21 protein-coding genes are annotated in these 25,878 nt (G+C 54.0%); 1 reads left to right on the forward strand and 20 read right to left on the reverse strand.

Translation table 11 applies throughout. The annotated features are described in order from the left end of the window. Nucleotides 1-206 precede the first annotated feature (206 nt). Entirely contained in the window at nt 207-644 is a 438-nt protein-coding gene (locus O4H32_RS01080) for a hypothetical protein (RefSeq protein ID WP_269355893.1), read from the forward strand. A 249-nt stretch (nt 645-893) separates the two neighbouring features. Here the strand turns inward: O4H32_RS01080 and O4H32_RS01085 are convergent, their stop codons facing one another. From O4H32_RS01085 to O4H32_RS01180, 20 genes are all read right to left on the reverse strand, one after another. Further along, complete coding sequence (locus O4H32_RS01085; RefSeq protein ID WP_269355895.1) at nt 894-2,714, reverse strand: polysaccharide biosynthesis protein; 1,821 nt, start codon at nt 2,712-2,714, stop codon at nt 894-896. 10 nt (nt 2,715-2,724) lie between these two features. Next, nucleotides 2,725-3,897, reverse strand: coding sequence for a DegT/DnrJ/EryC1/StrS family aminotransferase (locus O4H32_RS01090; protein ID WP_269355897.1), 1,173 nt, complete (start codon nt 3,895-3,897; stop codon nt 2,725-2,727). 73 nt (nt 3,898-3,970) lie between these two features. Next, nucleotides 3,971-4,624, reverse strand: coding sequence for an acetyltransferase (locus tag O4H32_RS01095; protein WP_269355899.1), 654 nt, complete (start codon nt 4,622-4,624; stop codon nt 3,971-3,973). Further along, nucleotides 4,617-5,210 carry a sugar transferase gene (locus O4H32_RS01100; protein WP_269355901.1) on the reverse strand — a complete coding sequence of 198 codons (594 nt, stop codon included), beginning with the start codon at nt 5,208-5,210 and terminating at the stop codon, nt 4,617-4,619. The genes O4H32_RS01095 and O4H32_RS01100 overlap by 8 nt, the downstream gene beginning before the upstream one ends. Beyond that, nucleotides 5,207-6,334: a glycosyltransferase family 4 protein gene (locus O4H32_RS01105; protein ID WP_269355903.1), complete on the reverse strand. Its 1,128-nt coding sequence runs from the start codon at nt 6,332-6,334 to the stop codon at nt 5,207-5,209. Before O4H32_RS01105 ends, O4H32_RS01100 begins: the two co-directional genes overlap by 4 nt. Next, nucleotides 6,331-8,295, reverse strand: coding sequence for an asparagine synthase (glutamine-hydrolyzing) (gene asnB / locus O4H32_RS01110; protein ID WP_269355905.1), 1,965 nt, complete (start codon nt 8,293-8,295; stop codon nt 6,331-6,333). Before asnB (O4H32_RS01110) ends, O4H32_RS01105 begins: the two co-directional genes overlap by 4 nt. Nucleotides 8,296-8,320: 25 nt before the next feature. Next, nucleotides 8,321-10,186 carry an acyltransferase family protein gene (locus tag O4H32_RS01115; protein ID WP_269355907.1) on the reverse strand — a complete coding sequence of 622 codons (1,866 nt, stop codon included), beginning with the start codon at nt 10,184-10,186 and terminating at the stop codon, nt 8,321-8,323. Between the two features lie 60 nt (nt 10,187-10,246). Further along, complete coding sequence (locus O4H32_RS01120; RefSeq protein WP_269355909.1) at nt 10,247-12,610, reverse strand: lysylphosphatidylglycerol synthase domain-containing protein; 2,364 nt, start codon at nt 12,608-12,610, stop codon at nt 10,247-10,249. Then, on the reverse strand, nt 12,558-13,805 hold the full coding sequence (locus O4H32_RS01125) for a glycosyltransferase (protein ID WP_331284265.1): 1,248 nt from the start codon (nt 13,803-13,805) through the stop codon (nt 12,558-12,560). Before O4H32_RS01125 ends, O4H32_RS01120 begins: the two co-directional genes overlap by 53 nt. Further along, on the reverse strand, nt 13,718-15,598 hold the full coding sequence (gene asnB / locus O4H32_RS01130; protein WP_269355911.1) for an asparagine synthase (glutamine-hydrolyzing): 1,881 nt from the start codon (nt 15,596-15,598) through the stop codon (nt 13,718-13,720). Before asnB (O4H32_RS01130) ends, O4H32_RS01125 begins: the two co-directional genes overlap by 88 nt. A gap of 19 nt (nt 15,599-15,617) precedes the next feature. After that, nucleotides 15,618-16,646, reverse strand: coding sequence for a glycosyltransferase family 4 protein (locus O4H32_RS01135; protein WP_269355913.1), 1,029 nt, complete (start codon nt 16,644-16,646; stop codon nt 15,618-15,620). Between the two features lie 206 nt (nt 16,647-16,852). Continuing rightward, the gene (locus O4H32_RS01140; protein ID WP_269355915.1) at nt 16,853-18,094 is read right to left on the reverse strand and encodes a hypothetical protein; all 1,242 of its coding nucleotides are present in this window, start codon (nt 18,092-18,094) and stop codon (nt 16,853-16,855) included. Next, nucleotides 18,091-19,152: a pseudaminic acid synthase gene (gene pseI, locus O4H32_RS01145; RefSeq protein ID WP_269355916.1), complete on the reverse strand. Its 1,062-nt coding sequence runs from the start codon at nt 19,150-19,152 to the stop codon at nt 18,091-18,093. The genes O4H32_RS01140 and pseI overlap by 4 nt, the downstream gene beginning before the upstream one ends. Then, nucleotides 19,149-19,667 carry a UDP-4-amino-4,6-dideoxy-N-acetyl-beta-L-altrosamine N-acetyltransferase gene (gene pseH, locus O4H32_RS01150; RefSeq protein WP_269355917.1) on the reverse strand — a complete coding sequence of 173 codons (519 nt, stop codon included), beginning with the start codon at nt 19,665-19,667 and terminating at the stop codon, nt 19,149-19,151. The genes pseI and pseH overlap by 4 nt, the downstream gene beginning before the upstream one ends. Further along, nucleotides 19,657-20,769: a UDP-2,4-diacetamido-2,4,6-trideoxy-beta-L-altropyranose hydrolase gene (gene pseG / locus O4H32_RS01155; RefSeq protein ID WP_269355919.1), complete on the reverse strand. Its 1,113-nt coding sequence runs from the start codon at nt 20,767-20,769 to the stop codon at nt 19,657-19,659. Before pseG ends, pseH begins: the two co-directional genes overlap by 11 nt. A gap of 3 nt (nt 20,770-20,772) precedes the next feature. After that, nucleotides 20,773-21,558 carry an imidazole glycerol phosphate synthase subunit HisF gene (gene hisF, locus O4H32_RS01160; RefSeq protein ID WP_269355920.1) on the reverse strand — a complete coding sequence of 262 codons (786 nt, stop codon included), beginning with the start codon at nt 21,556-21,558 and terminating at the stop codon, nt 20,773-20,775. Next, on the reverse strand, nt 21,552-22,193 hold the full coding sequence (gene hisH, locus O4H32_RS01165) for an imidazole glycerol phosphate synthase subunit HisH (RefSeq protein WP_269355922.1): 642 nt from the start codon (nt 22,191-22,193) through the stop codon (nt 21,552-21,554). Before hisH ends, hisF begins: the two co-directional genes overlap by 7 nt. Then, a complete protein-coding gene (locus tag O4H32_RS01170) occupies nt 22,190-23,347 on the reverse strand; it encodes an N-acetyl sugar amidotransferase (RefSeq protein ID WP_331284266.1) in 1,158 nt (385 codons plus the stop codon). The genes hisH and O4H32_RS01170 overlap by 4 nt, the downstream gene beginning before the upstream one ends. Nucleotides 23,348-23,360: 13 nt before the next feature. Next, complete coding sequence (locus O4H32_RS01175) at nt 23,361-23,987, reverse strand: pseudaminic acid biosynthesis-associated methylase (RefSeq protein ID WP_269355924.1); 627 nt, start codon at nt 23,985-23,987, stop codon at nt 23,361-23,363. Between the two features lie 65 nt (nt 23,988-24,052). Continuing rightward, nucleotides 24,053-25,843, reverse strand: coding sequence for a cytidylyltransferase domain-containing protein (locus O4H32_RS01180; RefSeq protein WP_269355925.1), 1,791 nt, complete (start codon nt 25,841-25,843; stop codon nt 24,053-24,055). Nucleotides 25,844-25,878: the final 35 nt, after the last annotated feature.

Genomic DNA, 25,878 nt, shown 5'->3' on the forward strand with positions numbered 1-25,878 from the left:
TGGCACACGCAGGCAGATCGACGGAGAGCGGCACACGTCGCAAAGATACCCTTCGTGTCATAAACCAGGAGTGTTTTTATGACTCTATAGTCATCTCAACATGCTGTTTCCCCACGATAGAAAGCGCGAGCAGGCTCAAGAGATCAATCGATTCGACAAGCCACACCGCTCTTTGTTCATGTTGCTGTAATTTAAATCGGAAGGCCATGTCTACTTCAAATGTCGATGCAACAGCTGTTGCTGGATTTGTCAAGCATTACGTCACACAATTTGCCGCAACAACCGCTTGCAACCTTGCGCTGGGGGGCACGCAAGGCGGCGCCGACCTGGCGGCCGTCAAATCCAGACAAATTGGATGTGGCATCGCAGTCCCTGCCATCCAGGCCGCTGCAAGTTACGTGGTTCATCAATTCACCAACCCGGGAGAAACCTATCCAGCCAGCCGGCTTTTGTACGATGCGGCCGGTATTCTGGGGGGAGGTTCTTTGCCTCGCGCTTTTGAATCGGCACCGAGAGCGGCCTTTGCATCAACGCTTAGTTCGGTGGAATCAACCATCAAGGCCTTTGCCGCGGTTCAGACGTATGCACATATGACGTCCGATCCAGCAGCAGAATCTGATTCCAAGATTGAAACCAAGGCCTGATACCTGAATGGTGGCGTTGCAATCACAGAGGCGGGGCGCTGGCAGGCGGGCGGAGCATCTTTGATGCCGGCCCAGGGCGGATTTACTGTAGGCATGCCGTGCCCGCCGGGGGGCGGTTCAAACTCGGGGGACTCATGATCTTGGCGCATGCGTGTCCACGCTATTCAAGCGGACACGTATGCTTGATCGGATGCATGAGCCACCTGACCTGTGCAGATTCAACTAGGCCCGCACACTAAGAAAGATACCTCACCCCCTAGGTTCATACTCCGGTACCCAGCGCTTCAAGCCGGTCCGCACGGCCTCATCCTCTTGAGGCGCCTGCGCCAACCACGTCAGCACCCCGTCGTACAGCCCATCCGGGACGGCGCGCGAGCGCGCGATGCGCAACTTTTCATGCGGGGTCGGCAACGTTTCCTCCGCATCGGCCAGCAATTCCTCGTACAGTTTTTCCCCTGGCCGCAGGCCGGTGAACTCGATATGAATCTCGTCCTCGGTAAAGCCGGACAGACGAATCATGTTGCGCGCCAGATCCACGATCTTGACCGGTGCGCCCATGTCCAGCACGAAAATCTCGCCACCCTGCCCCATCGCGGCAGCCTGCAGCACGAGTTGCGCCGCTTCGGGGATGGACATGAAATAACGGTTGATCTCCGGATGCGTCACGGTCACAGGTCCGCCATGCGCGATCTGGGCCTGGAATTTCGGAATCACGCTGCCCGTGCTGCCCAGGACGTTGCCGAAACGCACGATATGAAAACGCGTCGTGCCGGGGCCATTCTGCAGCACCTCGCAGACCATTTCGGCGATGCGCTTGGTCGCCCCCATCACATTGGTGGGATTGACGGCCTTGTCGGTGGAAATCAGCACAAAGCGATCCGCGCCCGCATCACGCGCCGCCCGCGCCACCACCAAAGTACCCAACACGTTGTTGCGCACCGCCTGCCAAGCATTGCCGACTTCCATCAGCGGCACATGCTTGTAGGCCGCCGCATGGAACACCACCTGGGGCCGGTGTTCCGCAAACACCTGGGCCATGCGGGATTCGTCCTTCACATCGCCCGCCAGACGCACGATAGGCACTTCCGGCCGATGCTCTCCGAACCACTGCTCGATCATGTAGAGGGCGAACTCGCTGGTCTCCAGCAAGACGATGCAGGCCGGCTCGAAGCGGGACAACTGGCGGCACAATTCACTGCCGATCGATCCGCCGGCGCCCGTCACCAGGATGCGCTTGCCCGTCAGCATGGCTCGCACATTGTCATTGTCGATCCGCACCGACTCGCGACCGAGCAGATCCTCGATTTTCACGGGGCGCATCATGTTGATGGCGACGCGCCCGCTCATCAATTCCGCCAAGCCGGGAATCGTGAACAGAGCGGCCCCAGCCTGTGTCGCCAAACGCGTCACCGCCTGCAGCGCCTCTGCCGAAGCCGAGGGCATCGCCAGGATCACGTGCCGCGCCCCATAGCGCTGCAGAATGTCTGGCAAATCAGCGGTCGCTCCCTCCACCCGGCATCCGCTCAGTTCCAGGCCACGCTTGTGACGGTCGTCATCCACCAGCGCCACGACCTTCCAGTCCGGGCTGCGCGCGAGTTCGCGCAGCAGCATGGCGCCGGCCGTGCCCGCCCCGACGATCACCACGGGTTTTCGCTCGGCATCGGACACCGGCAACAGGCGCGATTCCTTCCACAGCCGCCAGGCGATGCGCCCTCCTCCCATCATCATGATCAACAACAACGGGTACAACAGCACGATCGAACGGGGGATCAACAGCCAAGGGCCATCGAATACGGCCAAAGCCAGCACGGCCATGACAGATACCCCCACCGCCCGGATCAGACGGCGCAGATCCGGCAGGCTGGCGAAACTCCACATCCCGCGATACAGACCGGCCCAGCGGCACGCAGCCAACTGCACGACCATCAGAATCAGAGCGCCGTAGAAGATCTCCGCATGAAAGGCACGTGGCCATTCCAGATTGAAACGCAGCACGAACGCCCCGATCCAGGCGACCAGCACAGCCGCCAGATCGAAAGCGAATACCAGAAACGACCGGATATTGATCATGCGACGGCCCTCATGCCGCCTGCGCCATCACGGCGTGCAATACCTGGCACGTCCGGTCGATGTGTTCATCGCGCAATGTCGGATGCACCAGGAACATCAGGCTGGTCTCGCCCAACGCACGCGCCACCGGCAAACGCTGCGCCGGGCGGAAGCCCGCACCGTCGAATGCCTTTTCCAGATAGATCTCGGAGCAGGAGCCCGAATATACAGGCACCCCCTGATCCGCAATGGCTTGCATGATGCGTTCACGCGTCCACCCAGGCGCCAGCGCATCCAGATTCAGGAACACATAACATTTGTACGCCGCATGTTCGATAGAGTCGGGCACAGATGGCACGCGCAGACCCGGCAGCGCCCGGGCACACTCCCAGATCCGCCGGGCGTGCCTCAGGCGGGTGGCCTGCCAATCCGCCATGCGGCGCAACTGGATGCGACCGATGGCCGCCTGGACCTCGATCATGCGCCAGTTAGTGCCAAACGACTCATGCAACCAGCGGTAGCCCGGCGGATGCTGGCGTTCATACACAGCATCCCAGGACTTTCCATGATCCTTGTAGGCCCACATGCGTTTCCACAGGGCCGGATCGTCGGTCGTGACCATGCCACCCTCGCCGCCCGTGGTCATGATCTTGTCCTGACAAAAAGACCAGGCGCCCACATGGCCGATGGAGCCCACCGGACGCCCCTTGTAGCGCGCGCCATGGGCCTGGGCGCAATCCTCGATCACGAACAGGTTCCGCTCACGTGCCAGCTCCATGATGGGGTCCATGTCGCATGGCCAGCCCGCCAGGTGCACGCAGATCACGGCCCGCGTGCGGGGGGTCAGCACGGCACGGATCGTGTCGGCCGTGATGTTCTGGGTATCCGGATCGACATCGGCGAACACGGGGATCGCCCCCGCATTGACGATACAGGAGGCGGAAGCCAGAAAAGTGCGGGAAGTCACGATGACCTCGTCCCCAGCGCCGATACCCAGCCCTCGCAGCGCCAGATCCAGCGCCACCGTGCCGTTTGCAAGGGCGATCGCATGGCGGGTTCCCGCCCAGGCCGCGAATTCACGTTCGAACTCGCGGCATTCCTGGCCAGTCCAGTAGTTCACCCGATTGGACAGAATCACATCGCGAGCCGCGTCGGCTTCTTCCGTGGTGAATGAAGGCCAGGGTGGAAAGGGTGTATTCAGCACGTCAGCATCCAACGATTCGAGAGTAATGCATTGTAAAACTGTAAAACGCGGGCGAGAGAACGATTTCCCGCACTCACTCCCCGCACCGGGAGAGAGGTCGGGCTGGCACACCGACCACCGTCAGGCCATCTCCGACATCAGACACGACGGCAGCGCCAGCACCCACGATGACCCCTGATCCGATGTGCGCTCCTTGTCGCACTGAAGCGCCGATCCCGATCCACGACCGATCCCCGACATGCACATCACCCGCCAGATGCGCGCCCGGACTGATGTGAACGGCATCGCCCAGAACGCAGTCGTGGTCCACGCTGCACGCCGTGTTGAGTATCGCCCCCGTGCCAATGACGGCGTCCGCATTGACTACGGCGCCGGCCATGACGACAGATCCTGGTCCTACACGGGCTGACACGGACACGCACGCCGCCGGATGCAGAATAGACACCACCTTTGCCCCAGCATGGTGCAGTTGTGTCAACAGGATCTGGCGGATTTGATTGTTGCCAATCGCGACCACCACTCCATCCAGACGACTCAACTCATTCGCCAGCCCCGCATCATCCCCCCCGATCGCCCAGCGGCCAACCTGCTGCTTGCCCGGCCAGGCCCGATCATAAAACCTCACCGCGCCCCAACCCGCCGCCAAAGCCGCTTCGGCTACGACCTTGCCATGGCCGCTGGCCCCCATGATCGCCAGGGTATGGCCGACCTGGGCCTGCCTATTCATGGCGACCTGTAAACTTTGACATCGTCGCCTCGCCCTCTGCGCTGATCCCATCGCGGACCAGCACCTTCTTCACCGTCAAGTACAGAATCTTCAAATCCAGCCATAGCGACTGGTTATCCACGTACCACACGTCCAGACGAAATTTGTCTTCCCAACTGAGCGCATTGCGCCCGTTGACCTGTGCCCAACCGGTGATGCCCGGCCGCACTTCATGTCGGCGGGCCTGCTCCGGCGTATACAGAGGGAGGTATTCCATCAGCAAGGGGCGCGGGCCGACCAGACTCATGTCACCCTTGAGCACATTCCACAGCTCGGGCAATTCATCCAGGCTGGTGGACCGCAAGAAGCGGCCAAACGGCGTCAGCCGTTCCGCATCCGGCAACGGCTGCCCGTCCAAGCCCACCGCATCCCGCATCGTGCGGAACTTGATCATGCGAAAGGGGCGTCCCCGAAGACCGGGCCGCACCTGATGAAACAACACGGGGCCGCCCAAGTAGCGCCTGATCATCCACGCCACGGCCAGAATCACCGGCAACAGAAGAAAAAGGCCCAATCCCGCCCCCATCAAATCCAGCAATCTTTTCAAGACACTATCCCCATGCCCTGCAACATCTCGGCGTTCACTCGCCGCACATCGTAGCGCTCTTCAGCAATCCGGCGAGAGTGGGCGCCCATTTCCCGCGCCAAAGCCGGTTCCTCCAGAAAGCGCCGCATGGCATCCGCCAGCCCATCACTGGATCCGACTGGCACCAGATAGCCATTCACACCATCGACGACCGTCTCCCGGCACCCAGGCGCATCCGTCGTCACCACCGCTCGTCCGATCGCCATGGCTTCCAGCACCGTGCGCGGCGTTCCCTCTCGGTACGAAGGCAGCACATACACGCAACAATCCTGCAGCGCCGGCCGCACATCGGCTAACCGCCCCAAATATTCCACACTGCCTTCCTGTATCCACGCCTGCAACTCCTCGACGCCAATCGAGTCCGGTCCGTCATCGATCCAGCCCGCCAAACGAAACGCAGCGTCTGGGAATTCGCGATGCAACCGGCTTGCCGCCTGGGCGTACTCACGCACCCCCTTGGCTCCCAACAGCCGTGCAATCATCAGGAATCTCACGCTTCCATCCGGCATCGGGGCCTTTTCAAAATGCCGGACATCGACGCCGGAGCCATTGACCACCACAGAGGGCACCCGAGCGCCCAGCAGCCCATTGGAGCGGAACAAGGCCTGATCATCCGGATTCTGAAAAAAAACGCGATCCGCCGCAAAAAGCGCCAAACGATAGAGACCTCGCGCCAAGCCGGTCACCAGACGAGCCTTGAACCCCTCCGGCCGAGCCTGAAAGGCGTAACCCAGGCCAGTGATCAACGCGTAGCGCCTGCCCACTCCGGCAAGCCGGGCAGCCAGCAAGCCATAAACGACGGGTTTGATCGTATACCCCAGAAACACATCCGGACGCAGGCGGTGCATCAGACGCCATAAGCCATACAGCGCCACAAGATCCGCCACCGGATTCATGCCGGTGCGGCGCAAAGCAATATCGTGCGGAACCGCACCGCGGGCCAGCAAGGCTTGCCGACATTCACCCTGGCTCAGCCCTGGAGCGGCCACATGGACTTCGACCCCAGCCCGCAACAAATCGTCGATCAACGCCCCTCGAAAATTCAGCAAGGATTCCGCAAATCCGCCAACCAGCAACAGCCTCATGCGTCCACCCGAGCATCAGCCAGCCAAGCCTGAAACATCAAAATCGGCCATAGCTGATACTGCCAATTATGGCTGCCCCGCACATGCTGAAGCCAAAGCGTCCGGATCGGCGCGGGATCGAAGTAGCCGTCCGCCCGCAGCCGGTCCTCGGCCAGCAGGCTATCCGCCCAACTCCGCAAAGGCCCCCGCAGCCAATCGTCAATCGGAATGCCAAAACCCTTCTTGGGGCGCTCGACCAGTTCACGCGGCACATGCCGATACAGCACCTGACGCAGCAGCCACTTCCCCTGCCCGTCCCTGATCTTCATTCGCAACGGCATCCGCCAAGCCAGTTCCACCACCCGATGATCCAGCAAGGGGGCGCGTGTCTCCAGACTGGCCGCCATCGCAGCCCGATCCACCTTCGCCATCACCTCGTCGGGCAAGAATGTCTGCGCATCCATCGCCATCATCCAATGCTCGAAACAATCGGCCTGCGGCTGTATGGCCGGGCTCGTCATCAGCGTCGGATGCTCTTCTCCTCCAAGAACAATACTGCCAGGGTCCTGCCAGTGACTGGTCAGGCGGCGGAAATAATCCATCTCTGTATCCAGTTCCAGCACATCCGCCAGTTTCTGCGCTTTGGTGCCCGGAATCGCCAGCCTGAATCTTTCGGGCAGCACCGGCTTGGCCAATGCAAACAAGCGATCCCAGCTTGCTGGGGACAGGCTGCGCAGCAACGCCGCGGACGCATGGCGGACTGGTCCCGGCATGGACTGCAAGCGCAGCCAGACGCGCCGCGCGCCCAGGTACCGGTTATAGCCGCCGAACAGTTCATCCCCGCCATCGCCGCTCAACGCCACCGTGACGTGCTGACGCGCCAGCTTGCTGATCAGATACAGCGGAATTTGCGAGTCCGCGCTCAGCGGCTCGCAATACATGCGCGGCAACAGAGGGATAACATTCAAGGCGTCTTCAGGTCGCACGACCAGCGGCATATGGTCGGTACCCAGATGCTCCGCGATAGCCCGGGCATGCGCGGCCTCATCATATTCGCTGCCGCTGAAGCCGATGGTAAAAGTACGGACCGGCTTGGGGCTGAGTTTCTGCATCAGCGAAACGACGGCAGTGCTGTCGATCCCGCCGCTGAAAAACGCCCCAACCGGCACGTCAGCCAGCATCTGCCGCCCGATGGTGTCCGAGAGTTGCGATTCCAGGGCATCGATTGCCGCCATCTCATCGCCCGTGAATGGCTGCTCACACCCCTGGGCAACGGTCTCATTGAAACGCCAGAATGGCTGCGGCACAGCCGCCTTGGCTGCGAACACCCCCTGCCCCAAGGGGATCTCGATGAACTGGCCCGGAGGCAACTTGAGCACGCCTTGGAAGATCGACCACGGCGTCGGTACATAGCCATGCCGCAAATACAGCGCCAGCGACCCTCTGTCCACCGTCGGCCGGAAATCCGGATGAGCCCGCAAGGCTTTCAATTCGGATCCGAACAGCAGCATGTCGCCCTGCCAGCCCCAATACAGGGGTTTTTCCCCCAAGCGATCGCGCGCCAGGCTGAGCACCTGGCTCTGGCGATCCCATAAGGCCAGCGCGAACATGCCGACGGTCCGCTCCAGGGCGCGCTTCAGCCCCCAGGCCTGAATGCACGCCAGGAGGGTTTCAGTATCCGAGTGCCCGCGCCACTCCTGCCCGGCCTCGCCAATCTGAGCCCGCAGGGCCAGATGATTGTAGATTTCACCATTGAAAACCAGAACATACCGGCCGCAGGATGAGCACATCGGTTGATGACCCGCTACCGACAACTCCACCACCGCCAGACGGCGGTGGCCCAATGCCAACCCAACACCCCGATCAGCCCAAACGCCCCCATCATCGGGGCCGCGATGGACCAGCGCATCGGTCATGCAATGCACATCAGCCGTTAGATTGTTTGCGTTTTGGGTCTGCCATAGCCCTACTATTCCACACATACCACACCCATCCTGCTTCGCCGTATCATCGCACCAACCTCAAGCCAGATTCTGTAAAAATCCGCTTGCCAATATATTCCGCGCCATCTTGGGTCAAATGCCCACCATCGTAGGAAATCAAACCATCGTGATCCGTCACCTGCGGGCAGCGCTCTTCCGCCCCACATATGATCTCGATCTGATCGACAAAAACCTCAGCAGGCAAACCACGTTTCAAAATGGCATTGACCTGAGACACAGCTGGATCAACCGGACTACGCAATGCGGCACGCCCCTCCCAGCCCAAAGCCAGAAAACGTCGGATATCAGTTCCCCCAAAATTCTTTGGACCCACAACAAACAGATGTTGACCCGGGCGCAAATGCATATTGGCAATCGTCTGCGGCAACAACTCTGCAGACCATGGTGCCCAAGATGCTGCCAGCACAACGATATCCGCTTGTCCGATCTGCAACATCGACGAACGAATCGTCGGATTTCTGGCGCACCCCGGCCTATTGATGGGGTCGATATGTTCGCTGATGTCTTCCTCGACATAGGCCATCTGGCAAATCGCGGGAATATAGATCGTCCGAATCTGCGCATCCTGCCAAGCACCGGCCTCGTACGCCATATTGGAAAAATCCTGAGCATAACTATCCCCTAGGATCAGGACTTTTCGCTCAGCCCCCGGTGTGAACGCTCCAGCATGCGCATCAAACCGCTTGACGACATAGCCTGACTGCAAGCCAATATCCGCGTAGCGCCACCATGCCAGTTCTTCTGAGGCATACCGGCTGGAAACACCTTGCGTCGCAACCAACCAAGCGCCGAAGCCCAACATGCCCGCAGATAGAATCCCCGCCCACCAGAATATTGCCCTACGAGATATCCATGCCTTATCACGAAAAGGATGCTCTATGTAGCGCCAGCTTAACCAAGCCAGAATCAGGCTTGCGCCAACCAAGCCCAAGCTCGCGCCTCGGCCAGGACTCCAACCCGCAATATGCACGAAGGCAAAGACCGGCTGATGCCATAAGTAGGCACTGTAAGAGATCAACCCGAGCCCCACCATCACCCGCCACGACAGCAAGCGCCCCAGCAGACTGTCCGTCCGCACAAACGCCAGAATCAGTGCCGTTCCCATAGACGGAACCAGCGCATGCCAACCAGGAAAAGGAGTCCCCTTGCTGAACATCACAACAGCCCAAACGACAGCCCCCAAGCCCACCCAAGCCAACATTTCGGCAAGCAGTGGCCTCAGATTCGGAACTCGCCCCCGGAACGCTGCCAAGGCCACCACAGCCCCCAGTAGCAGCTCAAAAGCCCGCGATGGAATCAGATAAAAGGCAGCCACCAAGCGCCCCGACTGGACACCCCACTGACTGATCGCCAGGGAGATCAGAGCGACCAAAAGGATCGACCACCATAACCAAGTGCGTGCATAACGCCAAACGAGCCAGAGGAACAATGGAAAAAAAATGTAGAACTGTTCCTCCACCCCCAAACTCCAGGTATGGAGCAAGGGATTGCTCACCGTGGCCGTGAAGTAATCTGTTGTTCGCCAAAACAGGATGTTAGAAACAAAGACTGTCACTGCCATCAGTGCCTGACCCAACCGCCAGAAAGCATAGGGGTCCATCAGGAACCAGCCAAAGGGAATACACACGAGCAAGACCAGGAACAACGCCGGCAGAATTCTCCGTGCGCGACGCTCATAGAAGGCCACAATGGAAAACGTGCCTGCGGCCAGCTCTCTCAGCAGAATCCCCGTGATCAGATAACCACTGATCACAAAGAAAACATCGACCCCGACGAATCCGCCAGGCAACCCCGGCACGCCGGCATGAAACAGAATCACGGACAAGACCGCAATCGCACGCAACCCATCAATTTCGGTTCGATATTTCAACTCAGAAGACCTCTTGTTCTTAATTTATTAACAGCATTAAATGTCTTATTAAAATCCGCTTTACCGCAGAGAAACAGAGGTTCTTCTCGATAATGAAAACACTGCTGCCACCCCACCCAGCCCCAGCCAGAAGGTCCGTTGATACAGGACCTCATGGAACAGGCTCATCACTGCGAAAACCAACATCAATAACAGCAGCCCATGTGCACGAACCGTATCTAACCGTCGCCGCCCCCAAGCCGAGCGAATGATCAGTACAAATGTGACGACAAAAGGCACAGCCCCCACCAACCCCATTTCTGCCATCAGCCACAACAAGGTATTATGGATAATCATTGGCAAGCCCAAACTGCTTGTGCTGTCCTGCAGGAAAGAACCTAGACCGCCCCCCAGGACTGGATGATGCCACCAGGCATCCACTGCTGCCAACAGCATCTCCATTCGTCCCTGATCGCTAACCCCGGTCGAGAATCGGCCTCTACTGAGAGTACCTAGCGTATCTGACACCCCTAGCGTATCTGACACCCCTGGCGTATCTGACACCCCTAGCGCATCTAATTCCCAGAGATTAATCAGGCTCTGCAGCCCACGCCACAGCATCGGCACTAAACCTGCCAACCACCAAAAGACAGCCCCCACTAGCAGACTTGCCACCACTATCCGCCAACCAACAACACGCAGTGCCAATACAGCGCATAACATCACTGCGAACGTGATGAATGCAGACCGGGAAGCCGTCAAAAACAAGCCTCCCATCAAGATTCCAAGTGCCAGAACATGCAACCAGTCAAATTTCTTCCCTCCCCGATGCGCAGATCGCACCCGCCCGAGCAAAGGAAAATATAAAGCCATAACCACCAAAAGCTGGAACGCCAACGCATTCCTATTTCCTGAATATGCCTCAAGCCCTGACGTCTGGATATCCTGCACAAATCCCGGCACATCAAACCAGCGCATGGGCGCCAGGACGACTGCGCAAATCACGACAGCGCACAACACAGTCACCATAATTTCGACCAGACGCCGAAATCCCAAACGATGGTAATAACGAACCGCCATATATCCTGCTGCTAGGTAACCCAACAGCACAACCCAACCAATCACTTTACCGATGGCCCACCCCGATACACTGCCCCGTAGCCACCAAGCCCAACCCAAGCCCAACAGAAACACTACCCCCATCACCAACAGGCAAGTATTGAAACCCGGCACAGTCCATCGAGGCCACTGCCGCTGGGACAACGCATCCATCACCACTGCGGAAAGCGCCAGCACAGCGAACGGATCTGCCAGATTCAGATTCACAGTCGTCCCAGAGATCGACACATGAATCTGGAAAAAAATCAGCACCGCCGTCGCCATATACAACAACCAGGCAGACACATTTTCCGTGGAAACGGATGCGACACGCCCAACCAAGCCAGAAGGCCCCCCCCCCGTGTTAGGTACACGCCACAGTGTGTCTCGAGCCCACAAGACCACTACACCTGCCAGCAACAGCACCCCCGCAATCGACAGCAAGCCGACAAAAATCGAAGCTGACAAGGCCACATCCGCTGCCACACCTGCCAGCCCCAAAACATAAACTGCGGCAACCTCGCGTAGCCCCCAGCCACCAAAACTGACTGGAATGCTAGCGCCGAACGAGACAATGGCCGCCATAGCAAACAGTTCCAGCCACCCCACGCTCGGCGCTACGACATGGAACAGCAGCGCAAAGCATGAAAGCATGGCCCCCAAGCTTGCTGCCGTCACGAGCAACAATTCCAGAATGCGGCCAGCATTACGCCACGCGAACACCGCTGCCAAATGCTGGCGCTCAAATGTGCGCCACCCCAAGCGTCGATTCAAAAGCCACGCCACGCCCAGAACCAACAGGATTTCGATAAAAGGAATATTTGCCATCTGACCAAACACCCCCTGCCCCAACAGGTAGCCCCCTCCACACACAGCCATGGCCGCACTGACAAACGCAACTAATATCCGCTCATAGGCCACGATCATGGCATTTTCGACAGGAGACACCCCGGCATGCCGCAGCACAGCTTGGCGGCCGATCATATGCCCCATCAGTGGAATGACCACCAACGCGGCGAGATTACCCAAGATGCTCGCCCGAAAAATCGGCTCCCAAGGGATCTCGAATCCGAAGTGGCTCAGAATACGTCGATAACGATGCACAACAGTCAACTGATTGACAATGATGAGCACAAGCGCCCCTGCCAGAATATCAAGCGGGAACCTGCTCATATCCGCCAGCAGATTTTCTGGCCTGACCACAAAGAAAATCCCAGCCAACAAGAGCGCAGACAATAAGAAACTCACATAGCGACGCAAAACCGCACCTTTCAAATCCAAAAAATGAATCAAATCAACCTTGATCACTATCAGAACAACCGACCAAGGAATGAAAATAGCGCTCATACTGACGCACAACGCCCTGCATATCGAATCGTGCAACAACGCTACACCGCGCAGCCCGCCCCAAATCCTGACGTCCCTGCCGGTCCAAATTCAGCAACTCCAGGACCGCCGCAGCCAAGGATGCAGGATCTCCTGGCGGCACGATACGCCCCGCAACCCCTACGATATCAGCACAATCCCCTACATCAGTGGATACACAGGGTATCCCGCACGCCATCGCTTCCCCCATCACATTCGGGAAAGCCTCAGCCCGTGACGCCAGACACGCAATATCAAAAACATTATTCAGATCGGCAATATCCGTTCGCTCACCCATCAGCAAAACGGCATTATTCAAATCAAGCTCCTCGATCCAAGCCGCAAGCTGCCTGTTGCGTCCCGTCACCCCCGTTCCAACCAGCAAGAATTTCACCTGTGGCAAAGTTCGACGCACAATCGCTGCCGCCTGCAGAAAATCATGATGCCCCTTCATCGGATGGAACCGCGCCACCATGCCCACGACAGGCGCCCCCCCCAGTTCGAGCTCAGCTCTCAACGCTGCCCCCCGTTCCGGACGGGGCATATAGGCATCCAGATCGAACCCGTTCGGAATCACCCGCATATTATGACCCCGAAAACCAAAATCGCCATGTGTCTTCAAGCTGAACCGGCTATTAAACAGACATCCCTGCATCCTGCCTGACAGCCAAGCATTCATGCGCATGACCCAGCGGGTATTAAAGCGTTCACGCGCAAGCCCATAAAAACTTTGCCGGATGCCAAAACTCAAAGGCGTCTTGCTGCCAGCCAGCCAGCGGCCGGCCCAGGCCACTACATTCCCGTGATACATCCACCCCTGAATCAGTACAAAGCGATGACGACGAATCAGTTGCGCCAGTACGAAGGGAGCAGCTACGATCCGATGCCAGCGATCCATGCGCAGGCAAACGACAGGCACACCAAGCTCCTCGATCCTCCTACCCACCGTACCACCATCCAGCAGAGAAACCACCATCGGAGCGAACTGCCGTCGATCCAGCCGCTGCAAAATCTTGAGCAGCATTTGCTCCGCCCCACCGGTCCCGAGGGTCGTAGTCACGAACAGGATAGGCTTTGACATCCGTCCGATCATTGATCCGCTAACCACGCTTGAAATATCAAGATGCTCCATAACCGGTTGGACCGATCCGCCCGTCCGTTGAGGTGTTCCTGCCATATTTCTTGGATTCTTTTCGCATCGAAATAACCTTCTTTCCTTAACTTGGGCTCTTGCAACAGATCTTCAGCCCACTCACGCAGCGGACCACGCAGCCAACTACCCAGCGGCACCGCAAAACCGGCCTTTGGACGATCCACCAGAGACTGCGGCACATAGCGATATAGCAACTGCCGCAACACCCACTTCCCCCGACCGTCCCGGATTTTCATCGAAAGCGGCAATCGTGCGGCAAACTCGACCACACGATGATCCAGCAGCGGCACACGCGTTTCCAGACTATTGGCCATCGCTGCTCGGTCAACCTTGACCAGGATGTCATCGGGCATGTAGCCGCAGGCATCCAGGGACATCATCCAGACCTCGAACGACTTCACAAAACGCCACGTATCAGGATGACGCAGCAAGGAATCCGGCTCGTTCGCACCCAGAATCATCGATTCCGTATCCATCCAATGGCTACGCACGCGAAGATATAAATCTTCCCGGCTGGTGGCACCCAGGATCGTCAATAGCTTTTCAATTCGCTGAGGCGCTGGTAACGGCACCAGCATGGCCGCAATGCCCTGGCGCAACGGCGCAGGAATCATCCGAAGCCAGCGCCAGAGCCTGGGCATGAACTGATACGGTGTATATCCTCCGAACAATTCATCGCCCCCATCCCCACTGAGCGCCACCGTTACATGTTGGCGCGCCATCCGGCTGACGAGGAAAGTGGGAATCTGAGAGCTGTCCGCAAAAGGCTCGCAGTAAATACGGGGCAACTCCGGAACGATCGCCAGAGCGTCCTGCTCCGTGACATATAGTTCCGCATGATCCGTGCCCAGGTGATCCGCTACGGCGCGAGCATGCACCGCTTCGTCGAAATCCCTGGCCTGAAACCCGATTGCATATGTGTTCACCCGCTGCGAAGCCTGCCGCTGCATCAGCGACACAACCAGACTACTGTCGATCCCGCCACTCAGGAATGCCCCCAAGGGGACGTCCGCCACTCGCTGCCCCTGGATGCTCGTCATCAACCGCGCCTCCAGCTCATCGATGGCCTGCCCATCGGTTCCAGTGAACGGGGTTTCCAATCCAGCCCGCACGACATTGCGGTAATCCCAGAATGGCCTGGGCATGGCATCCCGATCCCCTACGCCAATGACGACATAATGTCCAGCCGGCAGTTTTCGGATACCGCGATAGATACTATACGGTGCGGGAATATAGTTGTATCGCAACAGCAGGGTCAACGCATCACGGTCGATCATTCCCTGAAAATCAGGATGCGCCCGCAATGCTTTCAACTCGGAACCAAACAACAAGGTCTGGCCTTGCCATCCCCAGTACAGTGGCTTTTCCCCCATGCGGTCCCTGGCCAGAGTCAAGGTGCGGTCCTGCCGATCCCATAAGGCAAAAGCGAACATGCCGACACACGCCTGCAAAGTCCGATCAAGGCCCCATCGCGCAAGACAAGTCAGCAAGACTTCGGTATCGGAATGGCCCCGCCAGGTATTGCCCTGCTCTTCTTGCTCTAAGCGACTCCGTAACTCTCTATGGTTATATATTTCGCCATTGAATGCCAGAATGTAGCGGCCACAATGCGATGCCATAGGTTGATGACCGGCCAGAGAAAGATCGGAAATGGAAAGACGCCTATGCGTCACTCCGAAACCCACCGCGTCATCGTGCCAGATTCCATCACTATCGGGACCACGAAGCGCTATGGACAAACCCTGCTTACGTAAAATTTCGGCTGAATCATCCGCAGCACGTCGGAAAGGTCCGAAAAACCCGGCAAGTCCGCACATTTAAAGCGCTCTCCAGAGATTACTTATCCGCTGACGCGCAACCGCCATCATGCAGAATTTCTTTCTTAAAGTACTCCGAAAATCGCTCTAGCGTATGGCTATTCAGGACACGCGCCCTGGCCGCCAAGCCAAGCCTGCGAGACTCAATTGGGTTTTCAAGCAGGTACTTAATAGACAATACCAGATCATCGGCATCTGGTCTTATTAGTATCGCACAAGATTCATCAAGTAGGCGCCTCGTTTCCCCGACATCAGTAGCAATCACAGCACATCCAGATGCCATAGCCTCCAACAGTGCCTGAGATGGGTAGTTCTCCTTATCTTGCAAGGATAAGAAAATCTTGGATCGGGCTAAAACTTCAAAAGGATTTTGGCATTCATACACCCTAGCACGCTCTGTACTGGGCGGATTCGCACCAAAACCACACAAATGCATCTCCAAACCATCGGGGAGTTTAGTAACAGCCTCAAGAAAAAGACTATAGCCTTTCTCCGGAGAGAAACGAGCCATCATAACCACATCGATGTCTCTGCTTTCTCGCAACTTAACGCCTGAAAAGTCAGTGAAACTGCACGGAGAAACATGAACCTTTCCTCGATCCACTTCATTTTTACATGCTCCCCGTATCTCTTCACCTATAGAATCAGACAAACAGTCAACAGAACAAGCCGCTTTGACAGCACGCCGCACCCAATTAGGGTTAAATCCCAATCTGGAATCAACAACAGAAAATGAAAATAACGGTAAAAATTTCCCCAAAGCCGCATATAGATAAACGATGACTCCAGGGTTGGAAATAATATGAACCTGCTTATATTGAGCAGATCTCATCAAAAATAGTGCCCTTGAAACACCCCAGACTCTATTTATCTTGCGAAAAACAGCAGGCATTGACCGCCATTTAAAATCAACCACCTTAACAGATTGAAGGGGAAAAAAAATATTTAAATCACGCATACCAAGTAAAGCATCATGCGTGCAGAGTACAGTGACGCTTACACCTTGCTGATGAAGAGCCTCAGCGAGCCGTACGTAGCGACGCTCCATACCACCAAACTTCCTCCCACCAAATAGAAAGAACGCAATTCCAGGCACCCTGCATCTATTTTTTGGAACCAGACCCATTGCCAACATATAAACCCCAGGAAACCCACTCACACTACCAATCTATTATTCTCAAAACAAGCCTTTGAAAATCAATTGCCCTGACTTCTTTCTCAACAATCTACTGCCAACAGAATTCAACCAACATACTAATCTGACACAATATCAAACAAGATGTCATGCAAGTTCCCGCACACCCAGGTACCGGCTTCAACACGCTCATGGGTACTAACCCACTCCAAAATACGAGATGTTTCTTGTGGCACACAAACTGCTAATCCACACGCCCTCTCTGGCACAAAATAATCCGCAAGAACCTCACCACTCACATAGCGGTTATTCAATAAAGCAGTAGGAATCCCATACCACGACGCTTCGATTGTTGTCGACCCGCAGTCTGTAATATGCAAATCGCATTTTGCCAGAACCTGCGGCAGTGGCTGGGATGTTGGCCACTCCCAGAAAACATTTCCCTCCCTTCCAAAAGAGCGCTCTAAAAAGGACACCACTTTTCCCTTAATCCCACTTCGAACTTGCACTGGATGGAGCCTCAGCAACCAGTTATATTTATTCTTAGATTTATTTATTGCCTGAATCAGGGGTTCCGGGAGAAATTCATAGTAATTAGAATCTTTGAAGAATTCACGTAACCCCCATTGCATCGTTACAAGAATAGTCTTTTTCTCGATCACATCCAACATGTCTCCAGACAATGCATCTTCAACGAGTGTGTCATTTCCTTTTCGATGAATAAATCGTTGAAACCACGGATTCCCCACCACATGCACTTCTTTTCCTCGTGCACGAGCCCACTCAAGGGTATCTGCTGCTGTGCTATCCCAACACAAGAAACCAGTGGGCACATACTCATCTGGACCATCTCGCAGCACATATTTGTATACGGCATGTCCATCATTGATGACTCCATGTTGAATATCATACACGGGAACAGCCATTTCATTTGCCGCCCAACAAAGTTCAGGCCCAGGTGCGATTCCAATGATCACCTTCGGCGACACAGCCTTAATTACTGTTCGCCATACATTTTTCTTCGCATATATATTTTGTCTTGTTCGATCACCGCAAAATTTTAACTTGGCAGCGATGGTAGCTAATGCATATGCTCTATTTATGCAGAAAGGGCTTCCATACGCTTTTTCGCCTACCAGAGAACTATACGGCGTTGCGACCGTGCAGCGAGTCTTCCCGAGTTTCCCCAGAACATCTGAAATACTATCCAGTATATGGGAATACGCATACCCATTATATGAATACCCACAATCCAGATCATGCCGAACCAACAGAACATCAACCTTGGATGGAAGCGCCTTAACGCCGGGGCAACCAAGAGTCCTCAACAAGATTTTAAGTGAAACCGCACTAACCATCATTGACCATCCAAGTCGTCCCAAGTGACAGGATGACATCGCTCCACATCACGGCAGACACGTCGGCCAATTACCTCACTTAGAAACTTCGGCTCCAAGCCGTAGCCAGGCCGAACACTTCTAACGCACTGCTCCGTAACAATCTCCCCAGCCCTCAATGCTCGAACAAAGTATAGTGAGCGACGAAATTTGGCATTATTTTCTTCGCTGGACTTCCGCCCGTAATCAATACTTCCCAGAGCGGACCAAGCAGTCCTGGAATCTCGGCATAGTGCGGCGAACTCTTGCGGCTCCAAGGAGAAACTATCATCAGCACCGCCCCCCATCCTATCAAGGGTAAAATGCTTCTCGATAATAGAGGCTCCCAGCGCAATGCTCGTGATGGCAGTAGCATTGTCCAGGGTATGATCTGACAACCCCGTTACCACCCCATAACGCCGCGTCATATCAGATATCGTATTTAAATTGTAATCTGAAGCAGGTGCGGGATATCCGCTGACACAATGTAAAATCGCCACATCCTTACAACCGCTTTCGTAAGCGGTATCGATAGCTTCCTGGATCTCGGCCATGTCCGCCAGGCCTGTAGAGATTATCATCGGCTTCCCAGTACTTGCCACATACTTAATTAGAGGCAAATCCACCATCTCGAATGACGCAATCTTGTATGCTGGCGCACCCAGATTTTCCAATAAATCCACCGCGCTTTTATCAAATGGGCTGCTGAATATTGTAATTCCCAGCTTTCCCGCCCTATCAAACAGCGGTCGATGCCATTCCCACGGCATATGCGCCTCTTGATAGAGCTGATAGAGCGTCTTACCGTCCCAAAGGCCACCATGAATCTGAAATTCTTCATTATCACAGTTTAGAGTGATCGTATCGGCCGTGTAGGTCTGTAATTTAACGGCATCTGCCCCTGCTATCTTGGCCTGCTCAATAATATGCATGGCTCTTTCAAGACTTCCGTTATGATTAGCAGAAACCTCAGCGATAATATAAGGTGGATGATCCTGCCCGACCATGCGCCCGTCTATCAGGAATGACGCGCGTTTATTCATAGATTTTGCTCCTTGATGGATTCCCATTCCTCTGCCAGCATTCCGAAACAGAGAACATCCTCATAACAACCATCCGTTTCGAAATGATCCCGTAGCAATCCTTCCTGACAAAAGCCTAGCTTCCTATGAAACCCTATGGATGCAGCATTACTACCAATGACTTCCCCATACACCTTATGCAATCTGAGAGATTTGAATGCATGATTAAGAGCCAAAACACCCATAGAAAACCCTGTTCCTTTCGGAGCAGACGGATCTCGATAGAACCCCCACTCCGCCACAGACATCCCCTGCAGACGCCTTAACGTTATGACACCAAGGGACAACCCATCCTCCTCGTACAATAAGGCACACCTCAGAGGATCTCGCTGAAGCCCAGCGAACCATGCCTGATGCTCCAGTTGACTTATCTCCTGACGCGTAAACATACGCTCCCGAATATCTGGATGATTACGCCAACTTAGGACTTGCTCAAGATCCGACTCAATCATTGCTCGAATTCGTCTATCGGCCATTGGCATACTCTCCTGATACGAGGAAGGTAGCCACATCCTCCGCACCGGTCCCTGCAGTCATTGCAAGCCCCGCTTGGCTCATGCGCTCAAGGCGTTCTGGGTCCTCTTGAAATACACGAATCCACTGCGGCAAATCAAGTCCGATCCGATCAAGAGCAAGAAATTCCGCAGCTCCAGCCCTCACTATCGCATTCGCTCCTGATACTTGATTCTCTGCCAACACCACTAGCAATGTTGGCACACCTAAACAGCACCTCTCCCACGCAGTACCGCCCGCTGCACCGATGCACAGATCATTTTCAGCCATATGCCGAGCCATATCATTTACACCACAAAGTACTTCGGCAGGGACTCCAATTTTTGCAGCTTGCCGCTGCACAACAGCCAAATGTGGGGCCTTAGCCCCCATGATCACAGTAATTCTGCCCTCCTTAGGCAATTGGATACCTGCAAGCGCATCCAGAATCTTCCCAGTTATATTCTTCGAATCCACTCCTCCCATCGTGATTAACCAGTACTTTAGAGACGCAGATCTGCGGCGAAGCACGCTATAGTCTCGTGTAGCGGAGAACTCGGGCCGCAAGAGTGCATATTGAGGTCCAATCAATCTTCTGCACTGCGTTGGGGTTAAATATAGATAATCTGCTTCCGTATGCCCAAGATTCTGATCCAACAACACTTCGCACTGATGGCGCCTATCGGCCAAATCATCGATGACAAGAAGGCGGGTGTAACAGTCTCGCAGCGACATCTCCCAGCATTCATCCAGCGCATAATGATCCACAATTAGCCAATAGGGACGCAGGCTCTCAAGCAGAGGACGACATGCCGCAGAATCCATCGACTGAGTAGACCCCAACCATGCAGAATGAGCAAGGTGCCCTGGCGCAGCGTTCTCTTGCCATCCTGAATGCGCCGGTAACATATTTACAGCATAACCGCGCTCCTTGATCACAGTCGCCAAATGGCCTGGATGATCACGGCAAATAAATGTCGAATCGATGCCCTTACGGCGGAGAGCATCAGCCAACGTCAAGCAACGCATCACATGACCGGTCCCAATTTGCACTGATGCATCAGTCCGGAAGACCGCGTTTCGCATGATTCAACCCGTACTGTCAATCACATCCAATGGCCAACGCACAGGAATGCCAGCTTCCGCCAGCGCTCTCTTGGCACCGGCTGGAGTTTGCTCGGTAAAATGAAACATACTGGCGGCAGCGACTGCTGCCGCACCGCCTTGTATCACCGCATCGACCATATGTTGATACGAACCAGCCCCACCGGAAGCGATTATCGGGATATTGACCGAACTCGCTATGGCCTCAATCAGGCCAAGATCATAGCCCGCCATCGTGCCATCCCGATCAATAGAGGTAATCAGTATCTCACCAGCCCCCATGGCTTCCAGCTGGCGAGCCCATTTAACAGCACACAGACCCGTTGGTTGAGTGCCCGCGTGGCTAAAGCACTTCCAATCTCCACCACTATCAACACGGACATCAATACTTGCCACGATACATTGCACACCATGTCGGCGCGCGATTTGAGAAATCAACTGAGGGTAATCATATGCCGCAGTATTAATGCTTATCTTATCTGCACCCACACGTAAAAGTGCGGCAACCTGATCGAGATGCCGCACCCCCCCTCCAATAGTCAGAGGAACGTGGCAATCCTGGCTAAAATCTTCGATTGAGTCAAAATCCAAATCATTACCTGCTTGATGCGCTGTAATATCAACGAGAATAAGCTCATCAACCTCACGAGCCGCATACACCCGCATAGCAGGCAATACCGAACCCACTCGGCGCCAGCTGTCAAAACCGACACCTTTTACAAGCCCGAACTGTTTCCATAACAGCGTAGGGATCACCCGTACTTTCAACATACCTCAGTCGTTACGAAATTCTTCAAAAGCATTTGTCCGGCCTTGGAACTTTTTTCCGGATGGAACTGAACACCCCACACAAGCCCCTTACGGATCGCCACAGGTAAAAGCGCACCATAATCTGTGGTAGCAACTATATCTTCTCGATCCACCACATCGAAGGCATAACTATGCACAAAATAAAAATCCGTGCCATTTGGAATCTCCTGAAATAATCCAGTCGATCCAGAAAGAAGCTCTACTGAATTCCAGCCGACATGGGGAATTCGAAGCTCGCACCCGAAACTGGAAAGATGCCGGACCTCACCGTGGATCAATCCAAGACCAGAGACACCTACATCATCGGAGCCTTCAGCCCCCTCGTGCCCCAAATCCGCAAGCAATTGCATACCCACGCAAATTCCGAGCAAAGGTTGATATCTCCTCAATACCGCATCAAGCAGTGCACTCCACCAGCCTGTCGCATGTAAGCGTAATGCACAATCTGAAAAATTCCCAACACCCGGAAGAATCAACCGGTCTGCCAGGGTTGCATCCAGAGGATTAGCCAACAACCGAACCTCACCATGCCCCTGTAAGGAGTGGGCCAGAGAACCTAGATTACCAACCCCATAATCTATTATGCCGATGATCATGGGATATTATCATCATTGATTTTCTTCAGGTTGCCGTGCCGATCTTTCAACAAGCCGCCTGCAGGGTCACGCTGAAACAGTTTTTTGTTCGTAAATCTGTCACAGATTTTTATAAATTCATCGACAGTGACGTCCAATGGCTCCAGGATATCTTCTAGGCTTTTCCCTAAATACTCCCAGGGGAACATGCCGTCCAGGCGTTTCACAGCATCCAAACCATCCAACCTGCTGAGGCGACCGCGACGGATATGCAGACAAGCAAGATCAGTAGCACGACCAAAACCAAATTTCAAAAATTTAAAATAATCGTGAATGCCTGTCTGATAGTTGTCGAGATTCTCATAGCTGACCATGGATCCTTCCACCGTCTTATGATAGGTCGTGAAGCCATTGGCTTGTGCAATCAAGGTATTTGAAAGCCCGTCCCATGGTATATAGTGCCCAAGGAACAACCCAGTTACCCCAACGCGTGTAAGTTCGGCATCGGTAGGATAGCTGTAATTGATGAGATGTTTCTGCTCTATCCCTTCCATGCCCAAAAGATCTGTAACACGCATCCCCAACAAGCCACCAAACTCCTCCAGCCATCGCCGGTCAAGCACGTTATTCTCAGCAGCGGCAGCCGGCCCACCATACTCATTCTGGGAATTTTCACCCCATACGATCAACGGTACATTAAATTGCACTGCTGCGCGCACAGGGATTGTGAATATTCCAACATGCTCCGGCCAAGAGATGTCACCCACCTGCATCAGGCCGATCCTATTCATTTTGGTTCTAACGACTGGATTAGGACTGACTTCGATATAATCGACACCCAACTGCTTTATATTTTCAATATTCTTCCGACCGATCTCTGTCAGATCGCACGTTGTAGATGTCACGCATAGTGGATTCAAACCAAGCTGCAGCATCCTGACAACTTGGTAAGTACTATCCTTTCCACCACTGACCGGAACGATGCAATCCCAGTTGGTTCCGCCCTTGTTGCGATATTTATCCAGGATGTCCAGCAACGACTTATAGCGGCTATCCCAATCTACCTCATTGCGCATTTCATAACTGCGGCAGGCATTGCAAACCCCCTGCTCATCAAGCCGCAAGTCCGGCTTGGTATCCGGCATAACACAATGCGTACAATATCTAATCATCATAGCCCCCCAAAAATCAGCCGTTTTTTCCCATCAGGAACCAAGTGATATCATCTTGAGGAAAGCTCGGATCCAGATGATAGGCAAAACCGTAATCAATAAGCTGTAATTGCGGATACCGGCTCATGATCTCACCAGCGAAATCCCGCTTGAAAAGTCGATTTTCATGCCCTCGATACGAAATAGCCACTGGGACCGGATTGTAGTACTCTGCCACCAGCACGTATCGTTTGGAGGACTCCACCAATTTGTCATAGACTTCTGCCAATGAGTCGGGAGCGATATGTATGAGAACACCTTTAATTAGCACTAAGTCCCACTTACGCTCTGGCTGAAACTCCAGAATCGAAGTTCTATGCACACGATTCTCGCCCAAAACAACGCTCAGTTGGTCGGCTGCCTGTGAATTGATCTCAATCCCGTGAACATCCAGAGACGGATACAGCAGCTGTAATGCTCTTGCATTCATTCCGATATTTGCGCCGAATTCGATACAAGAGCGCAAACCACCCGCGCTCTTAAGGGCCCTGGAGAAGAATTTTAGATTTGCTGCCAGCAGCTCCTTCCCCTGATTCCGGTTGATGTACTCAACACCGAAATCTCCTGCCCAAAAATCCTCTTGTTCAGTCTTGAATTTTTTCATTAAAATCTCATCAAAATATCTTAATCCGTTTTAATCAACGACACACACTATGCCAACGGCCATCCTTATATCGCCTTCATTCTGGTTTCCCGATTTAATGTTTCTATCAAATTCTTGTCTGTTTTATATTTTAATGTAAGATGTCCGTTTATTTTTGATATTTCCGGATTTCTATCCAACACTGCAAATACCTCATCAGCAGAATGAAACCTCTTTTCATTATTTAATTTTTCGTAGAGGCAATTGAACATTGAAAGATCTTCCTGGTAGTCCAGTGTCATCCTGTAATTCCGCACCAGATTTGGAGGCAATTGCACCAGATTTATTTTGAAATGATCTGGATTATTTTGAAAATACCACGTCATATATTCAGAATATTCGGCAGTACCAAAATAATCCCGCACCTTTTTAAGGGCACAGACATTAATGATTTCTCCAGTAGTCCCAACAGCAGCATTCCTGGCTGCCGTATAATCAGCGCCATAGATAAAATGTTGCTCCAAAAGATAAGTAATAATCTCCGGAAGTATTAAAGGACAATCCGCCGTCACCCGCACGACCACATCGATATTAAAGTGGTCACAAGCTCCAAGATATCTGCTGATTACATCATCTGGCTCTCCTTGCCAGAAGTCGACCGCTCCGTTAAAGGTATGGTCACGCAGGACAGCATCAGCCTCTAGATCAGACGTGGCCAGCACCACCCTATGGACGGCCGGAATCGCCAGACACTGAGACAAGCAGCGATCAACCGAAGGAACACCAACAATCGGTAGCAGTGCCTTCTGCTGCAGCCGGGAAGACTTCATACGGCATGCAGCGATAACTGCAATATTTGCAGGCCGAAAATCCTTTCGGTGGAAGGATGCACTGGCTGCTGGGCTCATGGCCAAAAGATACTTCCGGTTCTGAATATCTTGAATTTCACGGAAATTCAAACCGTTTTGCTTTGTTCTGCGGAAAATTATGTCAGACTTGGAAATCAGATCGCCAGGACTCATGGCATGACGTGCTATCGGAATCTGAATGGACTTTCTGAGATATTCCTTTTCATCCTCACTGATAAATAACCCATGAGACGCCAAGCTCGCGTTCCTCAAAGACGCACATAGAGATCGCATTTGATCTGGCTCCAATGAGGAAAACCCATCATACTTTGCCATTTTACGATCAAGGCAAAAATGTTTCTCTATATACGAACACCCAAGCGCTACGGCATAAACTGGGACCTCCAGCGCGAAGCTTTCATTGGCATCCGCATGATCGGCCATGCAGAGGGGAACTCCCGGAAAAGCAGCGTGTAAAACTGGGATTTTCTGCAATCCTGTACTGGATATTTTTGTGGGATAACTCTGATAGCCTATTTGCAATATGACATTTTCTGCTATACCAGAGAAATAATCATATGCCGCATGAACTTCATCCAGCGCCAATCCTGATACGTTGATGATCAATCGTCGGCACCCAAACTCGACCTGCTCCAGAGCAGTGCGTATCTCATGGTTTTCCAACACGGAGGCCTGCAGCTTGATACCCGCGATATGATCTATATTTTCCTGCAGAACAATAGCGCCATAGCAATCAAATATGTCAACCCAGGCATCACCACATTTCGCGGCCTCATTGATCATATTTTTCCACACCGATCGGTCGAAACAAAGCTCCTTGTAAACCGGATACCATTCAAAATCCGGCAACGCTATACCGTCTGGTGAGAATATTTGAAATTTTATACCTTTGTTTTCGTATTCAACACGAGAAAACGCGTCAATCATCCGCCTCAGATAATTAATGTCTCCCGCATGAACGTTGGCGACTTCGAAAATGACATAAGGAGGAACGTATCTCTTATTCATTTACTATGACCTCACTGGCAATGATGTCTTATAAA

This window comes from Castellaniella denitrificans (assembly GCF_027214045.1).
GTDB classification, from domain to species: Bacteria; Pseudomonadota; Gammaproteobacteria; order Burkholderiales; family Burkholderiaceae_B; genus Castellaniella; species Castellaniella denitrificans_A.